The 26,502-nt window shown below is 67.6% G+C and carries 25 protein-coding genes and 1 pseudogene; 18 read left to right on the top strand and 8 right to left on the bottom strand.

Annotated elements, in window-relative coordinates:
* Nucleotides 1-18: 18 nt before the first annotated feature.
* Nucleotides 19-1,410, top strand: coding sequence for an undecaprenyl-phosphate glucose phosphotransferase (locus tag WS66_RS07225; RefSeq protein WP_059599331.1), 1,392 nt, complete (start codon nt 19-21; stop codon nt 1,408-1,410).
* 82 nt (nt 1,411-1,492) lie between these two features.
* Here the strand turns inward: WS66_RS07225 and WS66_RS34030 are convergent, their stop codons facing one another.
* Nucleotides 1,493-1,666, bottom strand: coding sequence for a hypothetical protein (locus WS66_RS34030; RefSeq protein ID WP_170296460.1), 174 nt, complete (start codon nt 1,664-1,666; stop codon nt 1,493-1,495).
* A gap of 343 nt (nt 1,667-2,009) precedes the next feature.
* On the opposite strand from WS66_RS34030, the gene WS66_RS07215 reads away from it, so the two are divergent.
* Both WS66_RS07215 and polX read left to right on the top strand, forming a co-directional pair.
* Nucleotides 2,010-2,402, top strand: a complete 393-nt coding sequence (locus WS66_RS07215) for a TraR/DksA family transcriptional regulator (protein ID WP_059599271.1) — start codon at nt 2,010-2,012, stop codon at nt 2,400-2,402.
* A 169-nt stretch (nt 2,403-2,571) separates the two neighbouring features.
* A complete protein-coding gene (polX, locus tag WS66_RS07210; RefSeq protein ID WP_059599272.1) occupies nt 2,572-4,338 on the top strand; it encodes a DNA polymerase/3'-5' exonuclease PolX in 1,767 nt (588 codons plus the stop codon).
* Nucleotides 4,339-4,353: 15 nt separating this feature from the next.
* Here the strand turns inward: polX and ald are convergent, their stop codons facing one another.
* Nucleotides 4,354-5,469, bottom strand: a complete 1,116-nt coding sequence (ald, locus tag WS66_RS07205) for an alanine dehydrogenase (protein ID WP_059599332.1) — start codon at nt 5,467-5,469, stop codon at nt 4,354-4,356.
* Between the two features lie 323 nt (nt 5,470-5,792).
* Here ald and WS66_RS07200 point away from each other — a divergent pair, with 323 nt between their 5' ends.
* Nucleotides 5,793-6,206 carry a DUF3995 domain-containing protein gene (locus tag WS66_RS07200; RefSeq protein WP_059599273.1) on the top strand — a complete coding sequence of 138 codons (414 nt, stop codon included), beginning with the start codon at nt 5,793-5,795 and terminating at the stop codon, nt 6,204-6,206.
* Nucleotides 6,207-6,440: 234 nt separating this feature from the next.
* On the opposite strand, the gene WS66_RS07195 is transcribed toward WS66_RS07200, so the two are convergent.
* Nucleotides 6,441-6,800 (bottom strand): hypothetical protein, encoded by a 360-nt coding sequence (locus WS66_RS07195; RefSeq protein WP_059599274.1) that lies wholly within the window; start codon nt 6,798-6,800, stop codon nt 6,441-6,443.
* Nucleotides 6,801-6,806: 6 nt separating this feature from the next.
* On the opposite strand from WS66_RS07195, the gene WS66_RS07190 reads away from it, so the two are divergent.
* From WS66_RS07190 to WS66_RS07175, 4 genes are all read left to right on the top strand, one after another.
* Entirely contained in the window at nt 6,807-7,544 is a 738-nt protein-coding gene (locus tag WS66_RS07190; RefSeq protein ID WP_059599275.1) for a gluconate 2-dehydrogenase subunit 3 family protein, read from the top strand.
* Nucleotides 7,544-9,322, top strand: a complete 1,779-nt coding sequence (locus WS66_RS07185) for a GMC family oxidoreductase (protein ID WP_059599276.1) — start codon at nt 7,544-7,546, stop codon at nt 9,320-9,322. The genes WS66_RS07190 and WS66_RS07185 overlap by 1 nt, the downstream gene beginning before the upstream one ends.
* Nucleotides 9,319-10,743, top strand: coding sequence for a cytochrome c (locus tag WS66_RS07180; RefSeq protein ID WP_059599277.1), 1,425 nt, complete (start codon nt 9,319-9,321; stop codon nt 10,741-10,743). Before WS66_RS07185 ends, WS66_RS07180 begins: the two co-directional genes overlap by 4 nt.
* A 211-nt stretch (nt 10,744-10,954) precedes the next feature.
* On the top strand, nt 10,955-12,676 hold the full coding sequence (locus WS66_RS07175; RefSeq protein ID WP_059599278.1) for a cation:proton antiporter domain-containing protein: 1,722 nt from the start codon (nt 10,955-10,957) through the stop codon (nt 12,674-12,676).
* A gap of 130 nt (nt 12,677-12,806) precedes the next feature.
* Here the strand turns inward: WS66_RS07175 and WS66_RS07170 are convergent, their stop codons facing one another.
* Nucleotides 12,807-14,699, bottom strand: coding sequence for a peptidoglycan D,D-transpeptidase FtsI family protein (locus tag WS66_RS07170; protein ID WP_059599279.1), 1,893 nt, complete (start codon nt 14,697-14,699; stop codon nt 12,807-12,809).
* A 377-nt stretch (nt 14,700-15,076) separates the two neighbouring features.
* Entirely contained in the window at nt 15,077-15,424 is a 348-nt protein-coding gene (locus tag WS66_RS07165; RefSeq protein ID WP_059599280.1) for a DUF3564 family protein, read from the bottom strand.
* 648 nt (nt 15,425-16,072) lie between these two features.
* Here WS66_RS07165 and WS66_RS07160 point away from each other — a divergent pair.
* Nucleotides 16,073-17,272: an SDR family oxidoreductase gene (locus WS66_RS07160; RefSeq protein WP_059599281.1), complete on the top strand. Its 1,200-nt coding sequence runs from the start codon at nt 16,073-16,075 to the stop codon at nt 17,270-17,272.
* A gap of 78 nt (nt 17,273-17,350) precedes the next feature.
* On the opposite strand, the gene hpaR is transcribed toward WS66_RS07160, so the two are convergent.
* Nucleotides 17,351-17,791, bottom strand: coding sequence for a homoprotocatechuate degradation operon regulator HpaR (gene hpaR, locus WS66_RS07155; protein WP_059599282.1), 441 nt, complete (start codon nt 17,789-17,791; stop codon nt 17,351-17,353).
* 160 nt (nt 17,792-17,951) lie between these two features.
* On the opposite strand from hpaR, the gene WS66_RS07150 reads away from it, so the two are divergent.
* From WS66_RS07150 to hpaI, 7 genes are all read left to right on the top strand, one after another.
* The gene (locus WS66_RS07150) at nt 17,952-18,641 is read left to right on the top strand and encodes a fumarylacetoacetate hydrolase family protein (protein ID WP_059599283.1); all 690 of its coding nucleotides are present in this window, start codon (nt 17,952-17,954) and stop codon (nt 18,639-18,641) included.
* Nucleotides 18,638-19,402, top strand: a complete 765-nt coding sequence (locus WS66_RS07145) for a fumarylacetoacetate hydrolase family protein (RefSeq protein ID WP_059599284.1) — start codon at nt 18,638-18,640, stop codon at nt 19,400-19,402. Before WS66_RS07150 ends, WS66_RS07145 begins: the two co-directional genes overlap by 4 nt.
* A gap of 26 nt (nt 19,403-19,428) precedes the next feature.
* Nucleotides 19,429-20,892, top strand: a complete 1,464-nt coding sequence (gene hpaE / locus WS66_RS07140; RefSeq protein ID WP_059599285.1) for a 5-carboxymethyl-2-hydroxymuconate semialdehyde dehydrogenase — start codon at nt 19,429-19,431, stop codon at nt 20,890-20,892.
* Nucleotides 20,893-20,956: 64 nt separating this feature from the next.
* The gene (gene hpaD / locus WS66_RS07135; RefSeq protein WP_059599286.1) at nt 20,957-21,805 is read left to right on the top strand and encodes a 3,4-dihydroxyphenylacetate 2,3-dioxygenase; all 849 of its coding nucleotides are present in this window, start codon (nt 20,957-20,959) and stop codon (nt 21,803-21,805) included.
* A gap of 29 nt (nt 21,806-21,834) precedes the next feature.
* A complete protein-coding gene (locus WS66_RS07130; protein WP_059599287.1) occupies nt 21,835-22,227 on the top strand; it encodes a 5-carboxymethyl-2-hydroxymuconate Delta-isomerase in 393 nt (130 codons plus the stop codon).
* 20 nt (nt 22,228-22,247) lie between these two features.
* A complete protein-coding gene (gene hpaH / locus WS66_RS07125) occupies nt 22,248-23,051 on the top strand; it encodes a 2-oxo-hept-4-ene-1,7-dioate hydratase (protein WP_059599288.1) in 804 nt (267 codons plus the stop codon).
* Between the two features lie 10 nt (nt 23,052-23,061).
* Nucleotides 23,062-23,868, top strand: a complete 807-nt coding sequence (gene hpaI / locus WS66_RS07120; protein WP_059599289.1) for a 4-hydroxy-2-oxoheptanedioate aldolase — start codon at nt 23,062-23,064, stop codon at nt 23,866-23,868.
* 80 nt (nt 23,869-23,948) lie between these two features.
* On the opposite strand, the gene WS66_RS07115 is transcribed toward hpaI, so the two are convergent.
* A complete protein-coding gene (locus WS66_RS07115) occupies nt 23,949-24,740 on the bottom strand; it encodes an AraC family transcriptional regulator (protein WP_059599290.1) in 792 nt (263 codons plus the stop codon).
* 95 nt (nt 24,741-24,835) lie between these two features.
* Between WS66_RS07115 and WS66_RS07110 the strand changes: the two genes are divergently transcribed.
* Together WS66_RS07110 and WS66_RS34315 are read left to right on the top strand one after the other, a co-directional pair.
* The gene (locus WS66_RS07110; protein WP_059599291.1) at nt 24,836-25,087 is read left to right on the top strand and encodes a hypothetical protein; all 252 of its coding nucleotides are present in this window, start codon (nt 24,836-24,838) and stop codon (nt 25,085-25,087) included.
* A gap of 96 nt (nt 25,088-25,183) precedes the next feature.
* A pseudogene (locus tag WS66_RS34315) lies at nt 25,184-25,317 on the top strand (quinone oxidoreductase family protein); the annotation flags it as partial.
* Nucleotides 25,318-25,392: 75 nt separating this feature from the next.
* Here WS66_RS34315 and WS66_RS07100 read toward each other — a convergent pair.
* Complete coding sequence (locus tag WS66_RS07100) at nt 25,393-26,466, bottom strand: porin (protein ID WP_059599292.1); 1,074 nt, start codon at nt 26,464-26,466, stop codon at nt 25,393-25,395.
* Nucleotides 26,467-26,502: the final 36 nt, after the last annotated feature.

The following is a 26,502-nucleotide window of genomic DNA, read 5'->3' as shown; positions in this document are numbered from 1 at the left end:
GCGGGTGGAACGAATACGATGCGGCGCGCCGCGATCGCCGCGGCCGATGCCGCGCTCGTGCTGGCAGGCGCGCTCGCCGCGCAGGCGGTGATGGGACTCGCCTGGCGCGATCTGTCGGACGCGCAGCGCGGCGCGATTGCATTGCTGTGCGCGTTGACGGTCGCGCTGTTGCCGCGCAGTGTGCGCTTGTCGCGCGGCGCGGCATCGTCGCATGACAGCGGCACCGTGCTGACGCGCACGATGATCGCCGTTGTGTGCGTGGGCATGCTGACGGTGGCTGGCACGATGTGGATCATGAACCGCGGCGGCACGGTCACGACGCGCTGGATTGCGCGGACGGTGCTGTCCGGCGACGCGGCACTGCTGCTTGGCAGGCTGGCACTGTGCGCGCTGGCGATCAAGCGGGGCGATCGGCGCGCGCGGCAGCGGCGGGTCGCGATCGTCGGCGCGACCGCTTACGGACGGGTGGCGATCGAGCGCATGCAGCGCGAGCCTGCCGGCCCGTTCGCGGCGGCCTGCGTGTTCGACGACGACGCGCCGGCCTCGGCAGCCGCCGACGGAATCGGCGGCGTCCCGGTGATCGGCGACTGGGGCGCGCTGCGGCGCATGATCCGCGGCGGCGAGATCGATGAAGTGTGGCTCACGCTGCCGATGTCGCACGAGTCGCGCATTCAGCGCATCGTGCGCGAATTGCGCGACGAGTTCGTCGAGTTGCGACTGTTGCCTGACGTGCGGCAGATGGCGGTCGTCGAGCGATCCGCGACCGATGTGCTCGGCATGCCGGCAATCAACCTCGCGACCACGCCGCGTTCCGCTCCGGAACTGTGGGCGAAGTTCGCGTTCGACCGGATGTTCGCGGTCGCCGTGCTGATCCCGCTGCTGCCGCTGCTTGCGGTGCTGGCGGTCGCCGTGAAGCTGTCGTCGCCGGGGCCTGTCTTGTTCAGGCAGCGCCGCAAGGGTGCCGATGGTCGCGAGTTTCACATCCTCAAGTTCAGGACGATGCGCGTGCATCGCGCACAGCCCGGTGTCGTACGGCAGGCATCGCGCAACGACGCGCGCATCACGCCTGTCGGCGCGTTCCTGCGGCGCACGTCGCTCGACGAGCTGCCCCAGTTCTTCAACGTGTTGTTCGGCCAGATGTCGGTGGTTGGCCCGCGTCCGCATGCGATCGAACACGACGACTTCTACCGGCAACTGGTCGACTGCTACATGTATCGCTATCGCGTACGGCCGGGGATCACCGGATGGGCGCAGGTGAACGGCTATCGCGGCGAGACGCGCAAGGTCGAGGCGATGGCCGCGCGTGTGAAGTTCGATCTGTTCTACATGCAGAACTGGAGCTTCTGGTTCGACATGAAGATCATCCTGATGACGGTCGTTCGTGGCTTCGTCGGGCGTAATGCATTTTGATGAACAGGATTGCGAAGTATTATGCGCGGTTCATTCGTCGTCGATGCGATGCTCCACGCAACGGCGCACCTGAAACCGCGCGTCAACCGTCCGACGGCGGCTGAGCGGCCGCCGGCGACGCGGTGGGCGTGACGGCGGGGCTGGCATCGGGCGCGGCTTGCGCGCTCGACGGCTGGATGGCGTGCTGGATCGTCGGCACGACCATCGTCGGGAACAGGGCCGCAAGGGCCACCCAGATGACGACGCCGAACAACATGACGTTCTCCCGGAAAGCCGCGGATTCACCGCGCATGCTTTCAATCTACGTCGCAACTTTTTACAGGGGATTGATCGACCTCAACGGCGGCTGCGTCAGACGAATGCGGGCGTGCCGGATTATCGCGTCGGTCCCCGGTTTTTCGCGCGCATGGTGCGGGCGCTGACGACGGTCAACACATGCGTGTGCATTGGGTTTATGCTGCGTCGAATGCGTCCGGCGCTTCGTGCGGCCGGGCGCGCATCCGGGCGCGGCGAGCCGGGCGTTCCGGCCCGCCGCGCACCGGCGCGACAACCGCGCGCCGCATGCGCTTTGCGCGGAACCCGGAAAAGGAGAGACGGCGATGGCGCTCGATCGAGAACAACGGCAGACGCTGCAGCGGCGCCTGACCGAGAGCGAGCTGGCGTTGCGGGCGAACATCCGGACGAGCGAGGACCAGCGCGCGTCGGAGTCCTATGCGGAGCTCGCCGGCGCGGCGCCGGACGAGGGCGACGAGGCGAACGCCGATCTGTTCGTCGACATGGATCACGCGCTGATCGGAATGAAGCTGGCCGAGTTGCGTGCGATCGGGCGCGCGCAGCAGCGCATCCGCGACGGCAGCTACGGCGAATGCATCGATTGCGATGCGCCGGTCGGCTACGCGCGGCTGCTCGCGCGCCCGACTGCCGAGCGTTGCACGCATTGCCAGTCCCTGTACGAGCGTCGCTACGCGACGACGCCGCGCGCATCGCTCTGATGTATCGGCGCAGGAGCCGCGCAGGCCGCATGCCTCGCGCGACATGACACGGGCAATCGGTGCAGGATGATCAACGGGCGCCCGTCGTCGTCGACATGCGGCGCCGGGCGGGCAGAGGCCGCCGCACCAGCGCACGGCGCCATCCACGTGGGAGGGAGCCACGCCGACCATGCCGATCCACAATGCCGAGTGTGCGGCCGTCTTCGCCGAAATCGCCGATATGCTCGAGATCCAGGGCGCCAACCCGTTCAGGGTGCGCGCCTATCGCAACGCGGCACGGACGATTGCCGATTACGGGCGCGACATTCCGGCGATGCTCGCGAGCGGCGGCGATCTCGGCCGGATTCCATCGATCGGTGCCGATCTCGCGGCTAAGCTGCGCGAGATCGCCTCGACCGGCACCTGCGAACTGCAGCAAACGCTACGCCATGCGCTGCCGCGCGCGATCGTCGAACTGCTCGACGTGCCGGGGCTCGGCGCAAAACGAGTCAAGGCGCTGCATGACGCACTGCACGTCGAGTCGCTCGAACAGCTACGCGTCGAAGCGAAGAGCGGGCACGTGCGCGCGCTGCCGGGTTTCGGCGCGAAGACCGAAGCCCATCTCCTCGACGCGATCGACGACCGCCTGAAGCGCGAGCCGCAACGCTTCCTGCTGCCGGATGCCGCGCAATCGCTGATGCCGTTGCTCGAGCGTCTGCGCAAGGTGGCCGGCGTCGGGGAAGCGGTGCCGGCGGGCAGTTTTCGCCGCAACCGCGAGACGGTCGGCGACCTCGACATCCTCGTGACGGCGCGCGATCCGGCCGCGGTGGCCGATGCGTTCGTCGGCTACGGTGAAGTCGCGCGCGTGCTCGCGAACGGCAAGACGCGTTCGAGCGTCATGCTCGGCAACGGGCTGCAGGTGGACCTGCGCGTCGTCGATGCCGACGCGTTCGGTGCCGCGCTCGTCTATTTCACGGGATCGAAGGCGCACAACATCGCCCTGCGCAGGATCGCGCAGGCCGGCGGCCTTAAGATCAACGAATACGGCGTATTCCGCGGCGACGAGCGGATCGCGGGCGCGACGGAGGCATCCGTCTACGAGGCGATCGGTCTTCACTGGGTGCCGCCCGAGTTGCGCGAGGACCGCGGCGAGATCGACGCGTCGCGCGCGGGCACGCTGCCGGCGCTGGTCGAGCGCAGGCACGTTCATGGCGATCTGCATGCGCATACCAGGGCGTCGGCCGGGCGCGACAGCCTGCGCGCAATGGCGGATGCGGCCCGGGCCCGCGGGCTCGCGTATCTGGCCGTCACCGATCGCGCACCGGATACGCAAGGTGGCCGAGCCGATCGCGACTGGCTCGTGCGGCAGGTCGACGAGATCGACCGCCTCAACGCGTCATTCGACGACTTCGTGCTGTTGAAGGGTGTCGAGGCCGGCATTCGCGAAGACGGCAGTCTCGACGTGCCCGACGACGTGCTTGGGCGCCTCGACCTCGTCGTCGGCGCGGTGCGCGACGGCTTCGACCTGACAGGCGACGCGCAGACCGGGCGAATCCTGCGTGCGATGGATCATCCGTATTTCACGATCCTCGCGCATCCGACCGGCCGGCTGCTCGGCGAACGCGACGCATGCGAACTCGACGTGCCGCGTGTGCTCGCCGCAGCCGCCGCGCGCCGCTGCTTCGTCGAACTCGATGGCGACCCGCGACGGCTCGATCTGCCGGACGTCTGGTGCCGCGAGGCCGCGAAAGCCGGTGTCGCCGTGGCGATCGGCTCGGACGCACGGTGCGCCGACGATCTGGACAACCTCGAATACGGTATCGGCCAGGCGCGGCGTGGTTGGCTCACGCGGCACGACGTGCTCAACACGCGCACGCTCGCGCAACTGCGGCCGCTGCTGGCGCGCACGATGCGCGCCAGCAGCGCGTCGAAGCGCGGGCGCCCGAAGGGCGCGTGACGGCGCACGCCGAAGTCAGGCCAGCACGTCTTCCGCTGGCACGTACGGCAGGCCGAGCGCCAGCGCGACGGCCTCGTAGGTGATGCGGCCGTCGCACACGTTGAGGCCCGCGCGCAGATGGGGATCGTCGGCCATCGCGCGTTTCCAGCCCTTGTCGGCGAGCGCGAGCGCATGGCCGAGCGTCGCATTGTTCAACGCGAACGTCGACGTGCGCGCGACCGCGCCGGGCATGTTCGCGACGCAGTAGTGCACGACGCCGTCGACGACGAAGGTCGGCTGCGCATGTGTCGTTGCATGCGATGTCTCGAAGCAGCCGCCCTGGTCGATCGCGACGTCGACGACGACGGCACCCGTGCGCATCGTCGCGATCATGTCGCGCGTGACCAGCCGCGGCGCCGACGCGCCCGGCACGAGCACCGCGCCGATCACGACGTCGGCGTCGCGCACGGCTTCGTCGATCGTGTGCGCGTTCGAGCAGACGGTCGCGATCCGGTTCGCGAAGACCAGGTCGAGCTGGCGCAGCCGGCCCACGTTCGTGTCGAGCACGGTGACGCGTGCGCCGAGGCCGACCGCCATCTGCAGCGCACCGGTGCCCACCACGCCTGCGCCCAGCACCACGACGTGCGCGGCCGGCACGCCGGGCACGCCGGCCATCAGCACGCCGCGGCCGCCGCGCGGGCTTTCGAGGTGCGTCGCCGCGACCTGGATCGACATGCGTCCCGCGACCTCGCTCATCGGCGCGAGCAGCGGCAGCCCGCCGCCGGGGCCCGTCACGGTCTCGTACGCGATGCACACCGCGCCGGACTTCACCAGCGCTGCCGCCTGCTGGGGATCGGGCGCGAGATGCAGATACGTATAAAGAATCTGTCCGCGCCGCAGCATCGCGCACTCGGCCGCCTGCGGCTCCTTGACCTTGATGATCATGTCGGCGCGCGCGAAGACGTCGCGCGCGTCGTCGCACAATGTCGCGCCGGCGGCAGTGTAGTCGTCGTCGTGCAGACCGATCGCGGTGCCCGCGCCGCGCTGCACGAGCACGCCGTGGCCATGACGCGTGAGTTCGCGTGTGCCGGCCGGCGTGAGGCCGACGCGGTACTCGTGATTCTTGATCTCCTTCGGCACACCGATCAGCATGAGTCGCCTCCATGGGTATTCGTCATTGTTGTCGTGCCCGAGCGCGCCGGCGAACGGCACGTATGCGACCGCTGCGCATGCACGGTTCGAGTGCCGTACTGGAATAAAAGGGTAGTGGTGCCCGGAGGGAAGTCAAGCGGCGGCCGGTGCGACGGTGCGCGCGCATTGCATCGCAGCACGCGGCGTGGCGTATTGCGACCGGACGTCGCAATGCATGCGGCACGTGGTTTGGGTATCGTCTCGTGTTGCGCGGAACGGAGCCGCGTGCTGCCGGAGCCGTTCCGGCTGGATCACGACACGATGAGACAAGGAACCTTACCGAGATGAGCGGCGCGTATTTCAGCGTGCCGACGCTTTGTGCGATTGCAATCGTTCACGTCTACTGGGCGTTCGGCGGACGGTTCGGCAAGCGTGCGGCCATTCCGGAACAGGACGGGGTACCGCTCCTGCGGCCGACCATGCTCGGCACGCTCGCCGTCGCGACGGCGTTGCTGGCCGGCGCATGCGCGGTGGCGTCGCGCGCCGGCTGGCTGTGGCCGAACCTGTATCCCGGCGCGATCGCGCTCGCGATCGTTGCGCTCGCATTGATCTTCGCGGTGCGCGCGGTCGGCGATTTCCGCTACGTCGGCTTCTTCAAGCGGGTGCGCGGGTCGCGTTTCGCGCAGATGGACAGCCTGTGTTACTCGCCGCTGTGCGTGGCGCTCTCGTTGTCGATCGCGTCGATGCTGTGGTCGTGATGAGCGTCGCGCCTGGCGCGGCAGCCAGTTTGCAGCGCGCGGCGCCCTGACGCCCGTCGCGGCGTCGCGATGGAACGCGCGGAGTGGGCGAAGCCCGCGCATCGCGCCACCGTGGTGAGCGTCGACACGACCCGCGCCACGGCTCTTGCGCATTCCGGAAAACGATTTCCTCATTATTGCGGTTTTCGATGTAATGAATTGCATTGAACCCTTTGGAAATGGAACCGGTTCCATTTATAATTCGCGGCGTTTGTCGTCGGGCCCGGAATGAGGGTCGTGCACGATGCGCTTGCCGTCGGCCAGCGCGGCGTCTAAGTTGAACAGGGCCATGGCGATGAAGGGCAGATGCGGGCGGCAAGCCGGTACCTGCCCGATGATCAGACCCGCGAAGAGGTCGAACCCGCAGCGCGCCGGAACCGGCGCGCTGCGCGGCTGCATGACGGCGCCACCGCGCAGCGCGTGGCGTGCGCCCGCATCGAGGTTGTTCGCAACGCCGCAAGAACAGGACGGCCGGCCGCGCGCGGCAAGGCTGCCGTGCCGGGCATGCCGCATGCGGAATGCGGGCCCCGAACCACGTTCCACAACGATCACCATCCGACCATGTCCACGCCACCCGACAAACCCAATTCGCGTCGCCGCTTCCTGCGCACGTCGGTCGCGCTCGTGCCGATCGCGTCGGTCGCCGGTTGCGACCTGCGCTCGTCGTCGTCCTCGACCACGGCCGGCAATGCCTCCACAGCGCCGGCCGGCGGCGAACGCGCGCCGTACAAGCCGACCTTCTTCGATGCGAAGGAGTGGGCGTTCGTCCAGGCCGCCGTCGACCGGTTGATCCCGGCCGACGCCGAAGGCCCCGGCGCGCTCGAATCCGGCGTGCCCGAATTCATCGACCGCCAGATGGAAACCCCGTACGCACACGGCGCAACGTGGTACATGCAGGGGCCGTTCCAGCAGGGCGTGCCCGAGCTCGGCTACCAGCTCAAGCTCGTGCCACGCGACATCTACCGGCTCGGCATCGCGGCGGTCAACCGCTATTGCGAAAAGGCCCATGGCAAGGTGTTCGCCGATCTCGACGCGCCGACTCGCGACACCGTGCTCGGCACACTCGAAAAAGGCGGCGCGCAGATCGACGACGTGCCGTCCGCCGTGTTCTTCGGCCAGTTGCTGCAGAACACGCGCGAAGGCTACTTCTGCGATCCGGTGCACGGCGGCAATCACGACATGGCCGCGTGGAAGATGATCGGTTTTCCGGGCGCGCGCGCCGACTTCATGGATTTCGTCAACCAGAACGGCAAGCCGTACCCGTACGGCCCCGTCTCGATCAACGGGGAGCGCAGCTGATGGCCGCAGAGAAAAAGCCGCATGTCGATGCGGTGATCGTCGGCTTCGGCTGGACCGGCGCGATTCTCGCGAAGGAACTGACCGAAGCGGGCCTGAACGTCGTCGCGCTCGAGCGCGGCGAGTATCGCGACACCTACCCGGACGGCGCGTATCCGAACACGATCGACGAGCTGACCTACAACGTCCGCAAGAAGCTGTTCCTCGACCTGTCGAAGACGACCGTGTCGATCCGCCACGGCGTGCAGGACACCGCGCTGCCGTACCGGCAGCTCGCCGCGTTCCTGCCGGGCGAGGGCGTCGGCGGCGCGGGGCTGCACTGGTCGGGCGTACATTTCCGGATCACGCCGGAAGAGCTGCGCCTGCGCAGCCACTACGAAGAGCGCTACGGCAAGAAGTTCATCCCGGAAGGGATGACGATCCAGGACACGGGCGTGACCTACGACGAGCTCGAGCCGCATTTCGACTTCGCCGAGAAGGTGTTCGGCACGTCGGGGCAGGCGTACAAGGTCGGCGGCAAGGTGGTCGGCGACGGCAACGTGTTCGAAGCGAACCGCAGCGACAACTTCCCGCTGCCCGCGCAGCTCAATACCTATTCGGCGCAGCGCTTCTTCGACGCGGCCAAGTCGCTCGGCCTGCATCCGTACCGGCTGCCGTCGGCGAATACGTCGGGTCCATACACGAACCCGTACGGCGTGCAGATGGGCCCGTGCAACTTCTGCGGCTACTGCAGTGGCTACGCGTGCTACATGTACTCGAAGGCGTCGCCGAACCTGAACATCCTGCCGGCGCTGAAGCAGGCGCCGAACTTCGAGCTGCGCTCGAAGTGCCACGTGTTGCGCGTGGACCTCGACGACACGAAGAAGCGTGCGACGGGTGTCACCTACGTCGACCCGGCCGGCCGTGAAGTGCACCAGCCGGCCGATCTCGTGATCGTCGCGGCGTTCCAGTATCACAACGTGCACCTGCTGCTGCTGTCGGGTATCGGCAAGCCGTACGACCCGATCTCGGGCGAAGGCGTGGTGGGCCGCAATTTCGCGTACCAGAACCTGTCGACGATCAAGGCGTTCTTCGACAAGGACACCTTCACGAACCCGTTCATCGGCGCGGGCGGCAACGGCGTCGCGGTGGACGACTTCAACGCGGACAACTTCGACCATGGCCCGCTCGGCTTCGTCGGCGGTTCGCCGCTGTGGGTGAACCAGGCCGGCGTGAAGCCGATCAGCGGCATTGCGACGCCGCCGGGCACGCCGCAATGGGGCGCCGCGTGGAAGAAGGCCGTGAAGGACAACTATGCGCACACGATCTCGATGGATGCGCACGGCACGAACATGTCGTACCGCGATGTCTACCTCGACCTCGATCCGACCTATCGCGATTCGTACGGCCAGCCGCTCTTGCGGATGACGTTCGACTGGAAGGACAACGACATCAAGATGGCGCAGTACGTGACAGGGCAGATGAAGAGGATCGCGGAGGCGATGGGGCCGAAGGCGATCGGCGTGTCGACGCGCGAGTTCGGCAAGCACTTCGATTCGCGCGCATACCAGACGACGCACCTGGTCGGCGGCGCGATCATGGGCACCGATCCGAAGACGAGCGTGCTGAACCGCTACCTGCAATGCTGGGACGTGCACAACGTGTTCGTGATGGGCGCGTCGGCGCTGCCGCAAGGCATCGGCTACAACCCGACCGGGATCGTCGCGGCGCTGGCCTACTGGTCGGCACGCGCGATCCGCGAGCAATACCTGAAAAATCCCGCTCCGCTGGTGACCGCATGAAGAGGACAGTGAACCACCACAACGCCGCGCGCCGAATTTCCCCGCTGCGGCGCGCACTGGCGATCGGCACGGCATGGGCGGCGTTCGGTCTCGCGGGCGGGGCGGCCTTCGCGCAGCCGGCGGTGCCGGCTGCGGCTTCGGGCCCGACGGCGGCACCGGCGGCACAATCGGCCGACGCGAACCTCGTCAAGCGCGGCGAATATCTTGCCCGCGCGGGCGACTGCATCGCATGCCACACTGCAAGCGGCGGCAAGCCGTTCGCGGGCGGGCTGAAGTTCGACACGCCGATCGGCGCGATCTATTCGACCAACATCACGCCGGACCCGAAGACGGGCCTCGGCGGCTGGACGCTCGACGACTTCACTCGCGCGGTGCGCGAGGGCGTCCGCAAGAACGGCGACACGATGTACCCGGCGATGCCGTACCCGTCCTACGCGCGCCTGAGCGACGACGACGTGAAGGCGCTGTATGCGTACTTCATGCACGGCGTCACGCCGGTCGAACGCGAAAACCGCGCGGTCGACATCGTGTGGCCCCTGTCGATGCGCTGGCCGCTGATGTTCTGGCGCAAGCTATTCGCGCCGGCGCCGAAGCCGTTCGATGCGGCGTCGTACACCGATCCGGTGGTCGCGCGCGGCGCGTATCTCGTGCAGGGTCTCGGTCATTGCGGCGCGTGCCACACGCCGCGTGCGGCGACGATGCAGGAGCGCGCGCTGACCGATGCGGGCGGCCTCGACTTCCTGGCCGGCGGCGCGGCGATCGACGGCTGGGTGCCGACGAGCCTGCGCGGCGAGCCGCGCACCGGGCTCGGCACGTGGAGCGAATCCGAGATCGTGCAGTTCCTGAAGACCGGCCGCACGCTGCGCACGGCCGCGTTCGGCGGGATGACGGACGTGGTCGGCCACAGCATGCAGCACTTGAGCGACAACGACCTTACCGCGATCGCGCGCTACCTCAAGACGCTGCCGCCGCGCGTGCAGGGCGAGCAGCCGCACATGTACGACGCGGCCGCGGCGAAGGCGCTGCAGACCGGCGACGCGAGCAAGCCGGGCGCCGCCGTCTATCGTGACAACTGCATGGCGTGCCACCGCAGCGACGGCCACGGCTACACGCGCGTGTTCCCGGCGCTCGCCGGCAACCCGGTCGTGCAGGGCGAGGATCCGACGTCGCTGATCCACGTCGTGCTGGAGGGCAGCGCGCTGCAGGGGACGCACACCGCGCCGTCGACCTTCACGATGCCGCCGTTGGGCTGGCGCCTGTCGGACCAGGAAGTCGCGGACGTGTCGAACTTCGTGCGCACGAGCTGGGGCAATACGGGCACGGCGATCACGGCCGCGCAGGTCGCAAAGGTGCGCAAGAGCACGCCGTCGACGCGGCCGGAGCCGCCGCCGGGCGCGCGGTTCCCGCAGGCGTCGCGCTGACGCACGCGGCGGGACGCCGGTCGCCGCCCGATCGATCCGCCTCGCGCCGCCGGCCGGCGCGTGGGGGCGCGTTCCGGCTGCCCGGGGTAGTACCCCCGCAATGGCGGGCCACCGCGTGAATTTTTCGCGGTGGCCCGCCATTTTTCCATCTCATCCCTTATCCTTCCATTCTTGAACCTTACTAAATAGTTACAAGAACTCGGGAGGGGGGATGCCTCATGACGTCAGCCTGATTGCGTTGCTCGCGGCCGGTTTCGGTCTCGCGATGATCTTCGGTTACCTCGCGTCACTGCTGAAAATGCCGCCGCTCGTCGGCTATCTGCTCGCCGGGATCGTGATCGGCCCCGGCACGCCCGGTTTCGTCGGCGACCTGTCGCTCGCGCAGCAACTCGCGGAAGTCGGCGTGATGCTGCTGATGTTCGGTGTCGGCCTGCATTTCTCGCTCGGCGATCTGCTCGCGGTGCGCAAGATCGCCCTGCCGGGGGCCGTCGTCCAGATTACCGTCGCAACGTTGCTCGGCGGCGGGCTCGCGCTCACGTGGGGCTGGAGCCTCGGTGCGGCGCTCGTGTTCGGGCTCGCGCTGTCGGTCGCGAGCACGGTCGTGCTGCTGCGGGCGCTCGAGGGGCGCGGGCTCGTCGAGACGGTGAATGGGCGCATCGCGGTCGGCTGGCTCGTCGTCGAGGATCTCGTGATGGTGCTGGTGCTCGTGCTGCTGCCGCCCGTCGCGGGGCTGCTCGGCGGCACGCCGCCCGGCGATGCGCACGCGGCCGGCGGTAGCGTGTGGGGCACGCTCGGCGTCACGATGCTGAAGGTCGCCGCGTTCATCGCACTGATGCTCGTGGTCGGCAAGCGCGTGTTCCCGCGCATCCTGTGGCTCGTCGCGCGCACCGGTTCGCGCGAGCTGTTCACGCTGTGCATGATCGCCGCGGCGGTCGGCATCGCGTTCGGCGCGGCGAAGCTGTTCGACGTGTCGTTCGCGCTCGGCGCTTTCTTCGCCGGGATGATGATGCGCGAGTCGGAGTTCAGCCGGCGCGCGGCCGACGAGACGCTGCCGCTGCGCGACGCGTTCTCGGTGCTGTTCTTCATTTCGGTCGGGATGCTGTTCGATCCGACGGTGCTGCTCACCGAGCCGCTGCACGTGATCGAAGTCGCGGCGATCGTCCTGATCGGCAAGACGCTCGCGGCGGTCGCGCTCGTGATCGCGTTCCGCTATCCGCTGAACACCGCGCTGACGGTCGGCGCGGGCCTCGCGCAGATCGGCGAATTCTCGTTCATTCTCGCGGGGCTCGGTCGTGCGCTGGGGCTGCTGTCGGCCGAAGGGCAGAGCCTGATCCTCGCGGTCGCGTTGATCTCGATCGCGATGAACACGCTGCTGTTCGCGATGATCGATCCGGCGCTCGCGTGGATCCGCAAGCATTCGGCATTCGCGCGCAAGCTCGAGGCACGCGACGATCCGCTCGCCGCGCTGCCGATGTCGACGCCGCAGACGCACCTGACCGGGCAGGTCGTGATCGTCGGCTACGGCAAGGTCGGCACGCGGATCGCGCATGCGCTGGACGAGCGCGGCATCGCGTATGTCGTCGTCGAGCAGAATCGCGAGCTCGTCGAAAAGCTGCGCGCGGACGGCGTCGCCGCCGTGTCGGGCGACGCGATCGAGCCGGTCGTGCTCGTGCAGGCGCATATCGCGCGCGCCGGGATGCTGGTCGTCACGCTGCCGGACGTATTCGACGTGCGGCAGATCGTCGAGATCTCGCGCACATTGAACCCGATGCTGGAGGTCGTGCTGTGCACGAACAGCAGCGAAGAGGCCGCGTTGCTGTCGAGCGAGGGTGTCGGCACCGTATTCATGGGCGAGAGCGAACTCGCGCGCGGAATGACCGAGCACGTGCTCGGCAGGATGGTGAAGCCGGTGGCGGATGCGCACGCGCACTGACGGTCGCGCGGCCGGGTTCGCGCGGGTGGCGGGATAGTGTCGGCCAGCGGAAAGCGGGCGTGCCGGGAATTCGGCACGGCGAACAGTCGACCTGTTCGCCTCGCGCGGCGCCCAGTGCGCCACGGCGGCTTCAGCCTGCCGCCGCCTTCGCCGGTACGGCCGCGCCGGATTGCGCGGCCGTTTTCACGGGGGCCGATGCCTTCTGCTCGCCCGCCGTATTCGGTTGCGCCGTGGCCTTCGGCGCCGCGACGGTCTTCTGCGGTGCGGCCTTGACCGGCGCATTCGGCGTCGGCTCGACCGGTGCGTCGGGCGGCACGCCGAGCAACTGCAGCGAGCCGCTCGTGACCGACGAGAACACCGGGCCGGCCACCGTGCCGCCGTAATAGCCCTTGCCGCGTGGCTCGTCGATCATCACCGCGACGATCAGGCGCGGGTTGCTCATCGGCGCCATCCCCGCGAACAATGCGCGGTACTTGCCCTTCGCATAGGTCGCGCCGACCTGCTTGCGCGCCGTGCCCGTCTTGCCGCCGATCCGGTACCCGTCGACGCGCGCGCGGCGCCCCGTGCCGCCTTCGCCGACGGCCGACTCGAGCATCGCGCGGATCGCCGCCGCGGTTTGCGGCGACGTCACGCGGTGGCCGCGATGGGCATTGATCGTCTGCGGGTCGGAGCCGTTCTTCAGCAGCGACACCGGGTGCAGCGTGCCGTCGCCCGCGTAGGCGGTGTAGGTCTGCGCGATCTGCAGCAGCGACATCGACAGCCCGTAGCCGTACGCCATCGTCGCCTGCTCGATCGGCCGCCAGCGCTTGTAGCCGCGCAGGCGGCCCGACGCGACGCCCGGGAATGTCAGCTCCGGCGCGCGGCCGATCCCGTATTCCTGGTATTTGTTCCAGATCGTTTCGGCGGGCAGGTTCAGCGCCAGCTTCGCGAGCGCGACGTTGCTCGACTTCTGCAGCGCCTGCGAGACGGTCAGCGAGCCGTGGTTCGACGTGTCGTGGATCACGGCCGGGCCGATCTTGTAGGTGCCGGGCGATGTGTTGATGATCGTGTTCGGCGTGACCTTGCGCTCGTCGATCGACAGCGCGACGACGAGCGGCTTGATCGTCGAACCCGGCTCGAACGTGTCGATCACCGCGCGGTTGCGCAACTGCTGGCCCGTCAGCCGGGCGCGGTCGTTCGGGTCGAAGGTCGGGTAGTTCGCGAGCGCGAGGATTTCGCCGTTCTGCGCGTCCAGCACGACCACGCTGCCGGCTATCGCGTTGTTCTCGAGCACCGCAGCCTTGAGCTGGCTGAACGCGAGCTGCTGGATTCGCCGGTCGATCGTCAGTTCGATCGTCGCGCCGTGCTGCGCGGGCACGAGCGGACGCGTGTCGGACACGATGCGGCCGAGCCGGTCGCGGATCACCTCGCGCTGCCCGGAGGTGCCCGACAGCCGCCCGTTCGCCGCGAGCTCGACGCCTTCCTGGCCCTTGTCCTCGACGTTGGTGAAGCCGACTACGTGCGCGGCCGATTCGCCCTCCGGATAGAAGCGCTTCGAGTCGGCGATCTGCGTGATGCCGTCGATCTCGAGCTTGTCGAGCCGGCTCGCGGTGTCGGCGTCGATCTGCCGCTTGAGCAGCACGAACGTGCGGTCGTTGCGCAGGCGGCGCTTCACTTCCGCGAGCGGCATGTCGAGCAGCTTCGCGATCTGCGGATAGTCGATTTCGGCGACCTGTTTCGGATTCGCCCAGATTTCATACGTCGACAGGCTGACCGCGAGCATCGCGCCGTTGCGGTCGACGATGCGCCCGCGCATCGCGTCGAGCTCGATCGTGCGCTGGTAGCGCTTCTGGCCTTCCCCGACGTAGAAATCCTGGTTCGCGACCTGCACCCAGAAGGCGCGTCCGATCAGCGCGGCGAAACCGAGGGACACCATGATCACGACCAGCTTCGAGCGCCACATCGGCAGGCGCGACGCGAGCATCGGATGCTTGGTCGCGGCGGCGTATGGATCGGCGGGATGGGTCTTCTTTTTCACGCTCATGCAAGGGCCGGGTCGGGCCGCCGGACGGCGGCAAGTCAGTTGGAATAATGCGATTGTAATAAATGAGTAAACATCATGTGGGGAAAGTATGTTTCGGCCCCATAAAAGGTTTGCGTTTCCGTCCGGGCACGGTCCGAAGAAGGGGAGCGCGGCGAAATGGCAATGCGGCCTGACGTACGTGTGCCGACGGAGCCGGGAGGGATGGGCGGAGCGTTGTTACCGCCGCCGCGGTTCGATTAACCCGGCCCCGATTAATTAAGGGTCCGGAAAATAAAAAGGCGCCTCGAAGAGAGGCGCCGTTATTCGTGAATATCTAAATGAATATCGCGGAAACTGGAATAAACCCGAAAACCGCAGAGGATTGCCGTCAAAAATACCTATCGCGCGACGGAAATAAATTCATGATATTCCGGCTCCGCCGTGGAACGATCGACCGCCTGCAGACGCCATGCGCCGTCGGGGTGCTCGCCGGCGAGCACAGCCGGACCTTGTTCGCGCTGCGTCGCGCTGAACGACAGCCCCTTCAACTGGCATACGGCATTCCCGCTGTCGGCCGCGCAGAGGGCCATTGCGCCTTCCACGTCCCGGACCTTGCCCCAGCTCGGAAGATCGATTCCCTGGTGTGCCTCGCGTGACCACAGCCCCTCATCGGTATCGACCCAGAGCACCGCGAAGGAGTGACGGGTTGCCGACTCGCTGCCATTAATCCGAATAGTGAGGCGCATTGGATCGTCTCCTGAAGAAAATGACACATTCGACCGTTTTGGTTTGACCAGTCTAGATAGACTGCCGTGAAACGCAAGTGATAATCCGCAATAAATCCGAATTGCACCAATAGGCGTTTCCCGATGAAACGACGTCTGACGATCCGCCACGATCGTGGCGGAGCGCGCAAACGCAAGCGCAGCATGATCCGCGCGCCGCGACCGGAACCTGGCGTGTCCCGGACATGCGATGACCCGGGAGAGGCCGCGTCGAAGTGTCGCGTCGAAGCGAGGGCCCGACGCGCATCGGCCATCCTGCCACGGAAGCACTCGCATGCTGCCCGACCGGACGTTTCGATGATTTGACCGCCCGGCCGGTTCGACACACTCCGACATTCGCATACAAATCCGCACACTTTCACGAAACTTTCAGGACAGACTTGCGGGCGATCAGGCCCCACACTTGGATCTTCCGATCCTGCGCCGCGGACGCCTGTCCGTGGCGGGCCGCCGCCGCCTCGTGCCAGAGACGCGATCGACGCGATCGCGGGCCGCAGCCCGATCGGGATAACCGGGGCGAGCGTCGGCCCCGGCCCGGCCGACAGCCGTGCGCCGCTCCGCGATCCGGGGCGGCCGCGGCGTCCGGCCGATTCTTCGAAGGAGACTATCGTGCTGATCTGGAAAACCGCGTTGTCGCTCAACTGGCGCACGAGCCTCGTGTCGCCGGCCAGCGCACCGGTCGCGGCGGCCAACGTCGGACGGCTGGTGCTCACCGGCGCCACCGGCTTCATCGGCAGCACCGTGCTGACGGCGCTCGTCAACGCCGGGTTGCTCGAGCGCATCGTGTGTGTCGTTCGTGCGGAGCATCGCGCCCACGCGGTCGCGCGTTTGCGCGAAGCGGCGTTGCGCGCGGGGCTCGCGCCGTACTGGGCATCGCGTCTCGGCGACGCGAACGTGGTCGTCGGTGCGCTCGGCGACGTGTGGCAGGGCACCGACGCGTCGCGTCTGGCCGGCGCGACGCACGTGATCCATTGCGCGGGCCATGCGTCGCCGGCCGACGGTTCGCACCTGCAGGCCGACATCGCCGATTCGCTGCGCTTTGCCGAGCGCTTCGCGCACGCGCCGCAGCTGCAGCGTTTCGTGTACGTCGGCACCGCCTATGCGCACGCGGGCCGTGGCGGGATCGTGTACGAGGCGTCGGCGGGCGACGCGGCGCAGGGCGGCGACGGGTTGCACGGCGCGGTGCTCGCGGCGGACTACCTGCAAGCGAAGGCCGAAACGGAGCAGCGCCTGCGCGCGCTCGGGCTGCCGCTCGTCGTCGTGCGTCCGTCGCACGTCGTCGGTCATACGGTGCTCGGCACGCGGCCCGCACCGAATTCGTTCTGGATGTTCCGCGTCGCGCACGCGGCGCGGCGCTTTACCGCGCGGCCGATGACGCGCATCGACATCGTGTCGGTCGACGATGTCGCGCGCGCGACGATGCTGCTGGCCGTGAAGCCGACGCTGATGCACGACGTGTACCACGTGTCGGCCGGCGACGAGGCGCCGCAGGTCGCGCAGATCGTGCGCGCGATGGACGAGGCGGCCGGCATGACGGGCGCGCCGCGCTACGCGGCCTGTGCGCCGGCCGAACTGCCGCTCGTGGTGCGCGATGTGCTGGGGCGGTCCGATCCGGCGCTCGAACGCGTGATCGGCCGCGCGTTGCAGCGGTGCGCGGAGTTCGCGATGGTCGATCGCGTGTTCGACAACCACCGCGTGCGCGACGAAATCGATTTCGAGCCGCTGCCGTTCATCGATTACGTCGAGGAATGCATGCGCACGTCGCGCGGCGTCGCGGTGACGGACCTGATGCGCGGCGCGCTGCACTGACGGCCCGCGCGATGCGGGGCCTGCCGATTCCCGGGGGCCGGTTCGTCGCCGCTCGCGGCGGTCCGGCGGCGGCAGGCCCTACGACGCGCTGCCGAGTTCGATCAGCCGGTCGAGCGCCCGGTAGATGTCGTCCAGGCCGTCCTGGCCGAAACGCGCTTCAAGCTGACGATATTGCTCGTCGATGCGCGGACCGATTTCCGTGACCAGTTTCCTGCTTTGCGGCGTCAGGCTCACCAGCAGCCGGCGCTGATCTTCCTGCGCGCGGGTGCGCGTAATCAGGCCGTCGCGCTCCATGCGTTCCAGCACGCCCGTGAGGCTTGGGCTCAGAATGCAGCAGCGGCGCGCGATCTGTCCCGCTTCGAGCGCGTGCGCCGGCTCGCCGTCGAGCACGCGAATGATCCGCCATTGCTGTTCGGTCAGCGCGAATTCCTTGAGAATGGGCCGGAACAGGCACATCAGCGTTTCGCGGGCCTCGAGCAGCAGCATGGCCAGGTTGCGATGGTCGAGCGTACGGTTCATCGGGGTGGGTAGAGGTGCAGAGGACGGGGACGCATCAATCTTAACAGCCGGTGGGAATGAATTTCGTGTGTCAGGGTAATCGAGGTTGCGAGCCTTCGATTGTTTACTTAAGATGTTAAGTATTGACGATGCGCCGCGACGCGCGGCAGGGGAATGACGCATGGAGCTGTCCTGCATGACCGCCGCGGCGCCGCCGCTGCCGGTCGCCATCGGTACCGTCTACGGTGCGCTGCTCAACGAGCGCGCCGCACTCGACTCGCTCGGCGACGCCGTGCACGCGCCGCCTTACGGCCGTCCGCCGCAGGCACCGATCCTTTACATCAAACCGGCCAACACGCATGCGGCCGACGGCGCGGCCGTCGTGGTGCCGGCGGGCATCGATGCGTTGGAGATCGGCGCGTCGGTGGCCGTCGTGTTCTCGCGGCGTGCGACGCGCGTGCCGGCCGCGCAGGCGCTCGACCACGTGCACGGCTTCACGCTCGCGAGCGACGTGTCGGTTCCGCACCGCGATTACTACCGTCCGGCCGTGCGCTTCAAATGTCGCGACGGTTTTTGCCCATTGGGCCCGGCGATCGTGCCGGCTGCTGCGCTCGGCGACATCGACGCGATCGGCCTGACGGTACGGATCGACGGCAGCACCGCGGTGTCCGCATCGACCGTCACACTGATCCGCCCTGTGCGCGAACTGATTGCCGACGTGACGGCGTTCATGTCGTTCGACGCGGGCGACGTGCTGCTGCTCGGCGTCGCGGGTGGCGCACCGCTTGCCCGCGCGGGAAGCGTGGTGGAGATTACCGCTGCCGGCATCGGCACGTTGCGGCATACGTTGATTGCGGAGGAAGCACGATGAAGACGGCGCGCGTGATCTACAACGGCGCACTGCATGCGGCCGAACCGGCCAGCGACGGCGCGATCCGCCTCGACACGGGGCGCGTGCTCGCCGAGGACGCGGTGACGTGGCTGCCGCCCGTCGCGCCGCGCACGACGTTCGCGCTCGGCCTCAACTACGCGGACCACGCGAAGGAACTCGCGTTCAAGGCACCGAGCGAGCCGCTGATTTTCCTGAAGGGGCCAAACACGTTCATCGGTCATCGGTCGCGCACCGTGCGCCCGGCGGACGCGACGCACATGCACTACGAGTGCGAGCTGGCCGTCGTGATCGGCCGCCCGGCGCGCAACGTGAGCCGGGCGCGGGCAATCGACTACGTTGCCGGCTACACGGTCGCGAACGACTACGCGATCCGCGATTACCTCGAAAACTACTACCGCCCGAACCTGCGCGTGAAGAACCGCGACACCTGCACGCCGCTCGGGCCCTGGCTCGTCAGCCGCGACGAGATCGGCGATGCGGGCGGCCTCATGCTGCGCACGACGGTGAACGGCCGGGAGACGCAGCGCGGCAGCACGCGCGACATGATCTTCGACGTACCCGCGCTGATCGAGCACATCAGCGGTTTCATGACGCTCTCGCCGGGCGACCTGATCCTGACCGGCACGCCGGAAGGGTTGGCCGACACGAAGCCGGGCGACGAGGTGGTGACCGAAATCGAAGGGATCGGCCGGCTCGTGAACACGATCATCGGCGAAGCAGACTACTATCGCGCCGGCTGAGCCCGTCGCCCAAGGAAGGAGAGCACATGACCATCAAGCACTGGATCGACGGCCGCGAAGTCGAGAGCCGCGAGACCTTCACGACGCTGAATCCCGCGACGGGCGACGTGATCACCGACGTCGCATCGGCCGGCGAGGCCGAAGTCGACGCGGCCGTGCGCGCGGCGAAGGAAGCGTTCCCGAAATGGGCGAACACACCCGCCAAGGAGCGCGCGAAGCTGATGCGCAAGCTCGGCGAGCTGATCGAGAAGAACGTGCCGATGCTCGCCGCGCTCGAGACGCAGGACACGGGCCTGCCGATCGCACAGACGAGCAAGCAGCTGATTCCGCGCGCGTCCGAGAACTTCAACTTCTTCGCGGAAGTGTGCGTGCAGATGAACGGCCGCACGTATCCGGTCGACGACCAGATGCTGAACTACACGCTGTACCAGCCGGTCGGCGTGTGCGCGCTGGTGTCGCCGTGGAACGTGCCGTTCATGACAGCGACGTGGAAGACGGCGCCGTGTCTCGCGCTCGGCAACACGGCCGTGCTGAAGATGTCGGAGCTGTCGCCGCTGACGGCCGACCAGCTCGGCCGGCTCGCGCTCGAGGCTGGCATTCCGCCGGGTGTGCTGAACGTCGTGCAGGGCTACGGCGCGACCGCCGGCGACGCGCTGGTGCGCCATCCGGACGTGCGCGCGGTGTCGTTCACGGGCGGCACGGTCACGGGCAAGCGGATCATGGAGCGCGCGGGCCTGAAGAAGTATTCGATGGAGCTTGGCGGCAAGTCGCCGGTGCTGATTTTCGACGATGCCGATTTCGACCGCGCGCTCGACGCGTCGCTGTTCACGATCTTCTCGATCAACGGCGAGCGTTGTACCGCAGGCTCGCGGATCTTCGTGCAGCGCACGATCTACGATCGCTTCGTGCAGGAATTCGCGCGCCGCGCGAACAATCTGGTGGTCGGCGACCCGTCCGATCCGGCGACGCAGCTCGGCGCGATGATCACGCGCCAGCATTGGGAGAAGGTGACCGGGTATATCCGGATCGGCGAGCAGGAAGGCGCGCGCGTGGTGGCAGGCGGCGCGGACAAGCCGGCCGGTCTCGCCGAGCATCTGCGCAACGGCAACTTCGTGCGCCCGACCGTGTTCGCGGACGTCGACAACCGGATGCGCATCGCGCAAGAGGAAATCTTCGGACCGGTCGCGTGCCTGATCCCGTTCGAGGACGAGGAAGAAGGTCTGCGGCTCGCCAACGACACGTCCTACGGGCTCGCGTCGTACATCTGGACGCAGGACGTCGGCAAGGTGCATCGCCTCGCGCGCGGTATCGAGGCCGGGATGGTGTTCGTGAACAGCCAGAACGTGCGCGACCTGCGCCAGCCGTTCGGCGGGGTGAAGGAGTCGGGCACCGGCCGCGAGGGCGGCGAGTACAGCTTCGAGGTGTTCGCGGAGATCAAGAACGTGTGCATCTCGATGGGTTCGCATCACATCCCCCGCTGGGGCGTGTAACTGGCGCGGGTCGTTCCGCCGCAGGAACACCGCCGGAACGCCAGAACGATACGGAGACTTAACGATGGGCAAACTGTCCCTCGCCGCGAAGATCACGCACGTGCCGTCGATGTACCTGTCGGAGTTGCCCGGCAGGCATCATGGCTGCCGCGAAGCGGCGATCCGCGGCCATCAGTTGATCGGTGAGCGCTGCCGCGCGCTCGGCGTCGACACGATCGTCGTGTCGGACGTGCACTGGCTCGTCAACGCCGGGTATCACGTGAACTGCAATGCGCGGTTCGCGGGCACGTATACCAGCAACGAACTGCCGCATTTCATCCGCGACATGGAGTACGCGTATCCGGGCAACCCGGCGCTCGGCCGCCTGATCGCCGAGACGGCCAGCGCGCGCGGCATCGCGACGCGTGCGCACGAGATCGACAGCCTCGAACTCGAATACGGCACGCTCGTGCCGATGCGTTACATGAACAGCGACCAGCACTTCAAGGTCGTATCGATCGCGGGCTGGTGCATGTGGCACACGCTCGACGAAAGCCGGCGCTTCGGCGAGGCGCTGCTCGAGGCGATCGGCAAGAGCGATTCGAATGTCGCATTCCTCGCGAGCGGTTCGCTGTCGCACCGCTTCAACGACAACGGCAGCCCCGAGGAATCGATCCACCAGATCAGCCGCGAATTCTTCCGGCAGGTCGACCTGCGCGTGGTCGAGCTGTGGAAGCAGGGCGATTTCAGGACCTTCTGCGCGATGCTGCCCGAATACAACACGCATTGCCACGGCGAAGGCGGCATGCACGACACGGCGATGCTGCTCGGCCTGCTCGGCTGGGATCGCTACGACAAGCCCGTCGAGATCGTCACCGACTATTTTGCGAGCTCCGGCACCGGGCAGATCAACGCGATCTTCCCGCTCGCCTGAGCGCCTCATCACCTATCAGGAGCGTTGCCATGCCACACATCGTCGTCGAGTACACCGCGAACATCCGCGACGACGCGCGCATTCCCGCGCTGCTGCGCACGATCAACGCGACGCTGATCGCGCAGGGCGGCGTGTTCCCCACGGGCGGCATCCGCTCGCGCGCGATCGAGCTGCAGGACTACTGCGTTGCTGACGGCACCGAGGACGACGCGTTCGTCCACGTAACGCTGAAGATCGGCTCGGGTCGCAGCGACGAAACCAAGAAGGCCGCGTGCGACGCGTTGTTCGACGCGATCAAGGCGCATTTCGCCGAACTGTACGCGAAACGTTACCTCGCGTTGTCGATGGAGCTCACCGAGTTCAGCGAAAGCGGCTCGTACAAGCACAACAACATCCATGCCCGCTACAAGCGGGCCGGCTGAACCCCATTCCCGATCCGACCATGCTCGAACCTGCCCTCATCGATCAGCTCGCCCGGCGCCTGCACGACGCCGAGCGCGCGCGCACGCAGATCCGCCAGATCTCGCTCGACCATCCCGACATCACGATCGACGACGCCTATGCGATCCAGCGCGCGTGGGTGAACCTCAAGCTCGCGGAAGGCCGCACGCTGAAAGGGCACAAGATCGGCCTTACGTCGAAGGCGATGCAGAACACGTCGCAGATCGACGAACCTGATTACGGCGCGCTGCTCGACGACATGTTCTTCGACGACGGCGGCACGATTCCGACCGGGCGCTTCATCGTGCCGCGCGTCGAGGTCGAACTCGCATTCGTGCTCGGCAAGCGGCTTGCCGGCCCGAACTGCACGATCTTCGACGTGTACGACGCGGTCGACTACGTGGTGCCCGCGCTCGAGATCATCGACGCACGCAGCCAATCGATCGACCCCGACACGAAGCGGCCGCGCAAGGTGTTCGACACGATCGCCGACAACGCGGCCAATGCGGGCGTCGTGATCGGCGGGCGCCCGGTGCGGCCGCAGGACGTCGACCTGCGCTGGGTCGCGGCGATCATGTCGCGCAACGGCGTGGTCGAGGAAACGGGGGTCGCGGCCGGCGTATTGAACCATCCGGCCAATGGCGTCGCGTGGCTCGCCAATCGGCTGGCGCGTTTCGGCGTCGCGCTCGAGCCGGGGCAGATCGTGCTGGGCGGCTCGTTCACGCGACCGTGCGCGGCGCGGCCGGGCGACACGTTCAGTGTCGACTATGGTCCGCTCGGGACGATCCAGTGCCATTTCGAGTGAGGGGCGCGCGATGCAGATTCCGCCGAATGTCTTCAAGCGCGCGCTCGGGCGCGGCGATGCGCAGATCGGGCTGTGGCTCGGGCTCGCGAATCCATACAGCGCCGAAGTCGTCGCCGGCGCCGGGTTCGACTGGCTGCTGATCGACGGCGAGCATGCGCCGAACACGGTGCCGACGATTCTCGCGCAGTTGCAGGCGATCGCGCCGTATCCGTCGCATGCGGTCGTGCGGGTGCCGTGGAACGATCCGGTGATCGTCAAACAGGTGCTCGACCTCGGCGCGCAGACCTTACTCGTGCCGATGGTGCAGAGTGCCGATGAAGCGTGCGCGGCGGTGGCCGCGACGCGTTATCCGCCGCACGGGATTCGCGGGGTCGGTAGTGCGCTTGCGCGCGCGTCGCGGTGGAATCGCGTTGGGGACTACCTGCATCGCGCGAACGACGAGATGGCCGTGCTCGTGCAGGTCGAGACGCGCGCCGGGCTCGATGCGATCGACGCGATTGTGCGGGTCGACGGCGTCGATGGCGTGTTCATCGGGCCGGCGGACCTCGCTGCCGATCTCGGGCATCTCGGTAATCCGGGGCATCCCGATGTGCAGGCTGCGATCGACGGCGCGATCCGGGCGATCAAGGCGGCAGGGAAGGCGCCGGGCATTCTCAGCGCGGACGAGGCGGCGGCGCGTCGGTATCTCGAAGCTGGGGCGTTGTTTGTTGCGGTCGGCGTGGATACAACGCTGCTGGCGCGGAGTGCGGAGCGACTGGCGGCGCGATTCAAGGGGAACGGCGGCGAGGCGGCGAAGAATGGGGATGGGACGTATTGACGAATGGCGGCGGCAGGCGTTTTCCGTCTACCGGACGCTTGCCTTCCGTCCCATGGTTTCCCATTTGCCAAGGGCCGCGCTCATTCGTCTCCGCGTCGCCCTGTTTCCATATACCTCCCCGGCGTCGTCCCCAACGCACGCTTGAACATGTCGATGAACGCGCTCACATTGTCGTACCCGAGATCGAGCGCGATCGTCGTCACCGGCACGCCGTCGGCAATGCTCTCCAGCGCCCGCAGCAGCCTGGCCTGCTGACGCCACCGGGCGAACGTGAGCCCCGTCTCCGCGACGAAGCGACGGCTCATCGTCCGCGCGCTGATCCCGGCCCATTCGGCCCATTCCTCGAGCCGCCGGTTGTCCGCGAGATCCGCGGCAAGCGCATCGGTGATCCTCATCAGCTGCGGATCCCGCGGCCGCACCAGCCCCAGCGCCTCGACCTCCGACGACGCGATTTCATCGAGGATCACATCGGCGATCCGCGTCTGCGCGGCATCCAGGTCCGCATTCCCCCAACTCGCCGCGCGCTGCACGGCTTCGCGCAGCAGCGGCGTCGTGCGGATCGCGCGCGGGGTGTCCGGCAGTACCGCGCAGCGCGCTTCGGCGACGAACGCCGACCAGCCGGCAATCGGCCCGAACGAACGCAACGAATGCCGGCAGTGCGGCGGAATCCAGATCGCATGGATCGCCGGCACGACCCAGTCCTGATCGTCGAGGCCGATCGTCAGCAGCCCGCTCAGCGCGCCGACGAGCTGTCCGCGCGCGTGCGAGTGGGATGGCGTCACGCGCGGATCGCGTTGCGACATGACGGCAGCGACGACGAACGGGCCGTCGTCGGACGTGACGAATCGGGCGGGCAGGAGTGGATCGGACATGGCCGGATATCGGTATCGAATGGCCGTTATACCGGAGATCGGCCGGATTCGCACGCCTACACTGCGACCATCGATGACAACCGGAGTACGACACGATGCGAGCCGAACAGATGCTTCCCGACCATGCCAACCGGATCGAGGCCGACGGAACGACGATCCGCAAGGGCACGGTTGGTGCGTTCCTGGTCAACGCGCGGGTGCTGACCGACCCGAACGCCGCGCCCGCCGAACGGGCGCGCGCGGAAGTCGACACGACCGATGCATTGCCCGCCTTACGCGCGCTTGGCCTGTTCGACGTGCTGGAAGTTCGCGATCCGGCGCTGCGCGCGTGGCTGGACGCACGCTGACGCGCACCGGAACCGTCGATCGAGATCCCCGGTTGAAGGGGCCACCGTGAAAGCAGCAGTCGTAACGGGCGCCGGCGAGCGCCCCGTCATTGCTCGGCGCGGGCGCTCGAGCCACATTTCCGCACAGGCGCGGATGTCGTGCTCGACTGTCTGTGGGGGGCAGCGCGCAGGCGCTGCTGGTTGCCGCGGCGAAAGCGACGCCCGATGACCGCCGGCTGCGTTTCGTGCAACAACCAGGGGCGGGGCGGCCAGTCGAGGCCCGGCGACGCGGCGCGCAACGTCTGCGCCGCCACCCGCCGTCAGACTCAGAACCGCTGCTGAATCCCCGCCGTCACGCCGACCTGCGTCGTGCCGTAGCCCGCGAAATCGCGCGAAACGCCGACCTTCTGGTCATGCTTCGCGATCGCAAACGCGCCTGCCGCGTACAGCACCGTGCGCTTCGACAGCGCGTAGTTCGCGCGCACCGACACCAACGTCGGATCTGCATCGCTGCCGCCCTTGACGTTCTGGTGATAGACAGCGGCGATCAGCGAGAACGTCGGTGTGAACTGGTACGACCCGCCGACCCAGTACGTGTCGCTCAACTGGTTCGCCGCAGTGGTGCGAAACGTGCGCTTGTAGTTGCGATAGCCGGCCATCGTTTTCAGGTTGCCGAAGTCGTAGCTCAGGCCCGCGTGGATGCCCTGGATGTAGTTGACGGTATCGGCCGGCGTGACGCTGTCGGCCGCGCCGTTCTGCCGGTCGAACGTGAGCACCGCCGCGAACGGACCGGTCTCGTAGCCGAGCGCGAAGTCGTATTTCGAGCTGGTCTTCACGCTGCCCGGCACGTTGCCGAAGCCGTACATCGCGCCGAACTTCACGCCGCTGAATTCACCGTCGTAGCGCACCGCGTTAGACGAGCGCGTGAACATGCCGTCCTTGCGGCCACCCGTCGCCATCGACGACGTCGCCCACGAGTAGTTCTGCGCATAACCCATCGGGTCGAACGGCAGCATGTAGTCGTACGTGACGGTGTAGTTGCGGCCGAGCGTCAGCTCGCCCCATTTTCCTTTCAGGCCGACCGTCGCGCGGCGCGCGAAGATCGAGTCGGGGCCGTCGTCGAACGCTCCGTTCGCGAGATCGATGCCGCTTTCGAGGCGGAACACGGCTTTCAGCCCGCCGCCGAGATCCTCGACGCCGCGCAGGCCCCAGCGCGACGTATTCTTGTTGCCCGATTTCAGCTTGACGGAACTGCCGCCTTCCGGTGCCGCATGGTTCGTGTATTCGATGCCGGCATCCATGATCCCGTACATCGTGACCGACGACTGCGCGTGCACGGCCGGCGCGGCGATGCAGGCTGCGGCGGCCGAGCTGGTGAGGAGTGCTGCACGAAATTTCATTGACGGTGTCTCCTGGTTTATTGTGGGTTGGGTGAA

This window comes from Burkholderia sp. LA-2-3-30-S1-D2, assembly GCF_001523915.2.
GTDB lineage: Bacteria > Pseudomonadota > Gammaproteobacteria > Burkholderiales > Burkholderiaceae > Burkholderia > Burkholderia diffusa.
Note: the sequence above shows the minus strand (reverse complement) of the source record. Positions and strands in the feature narration are given on the sequence as shown.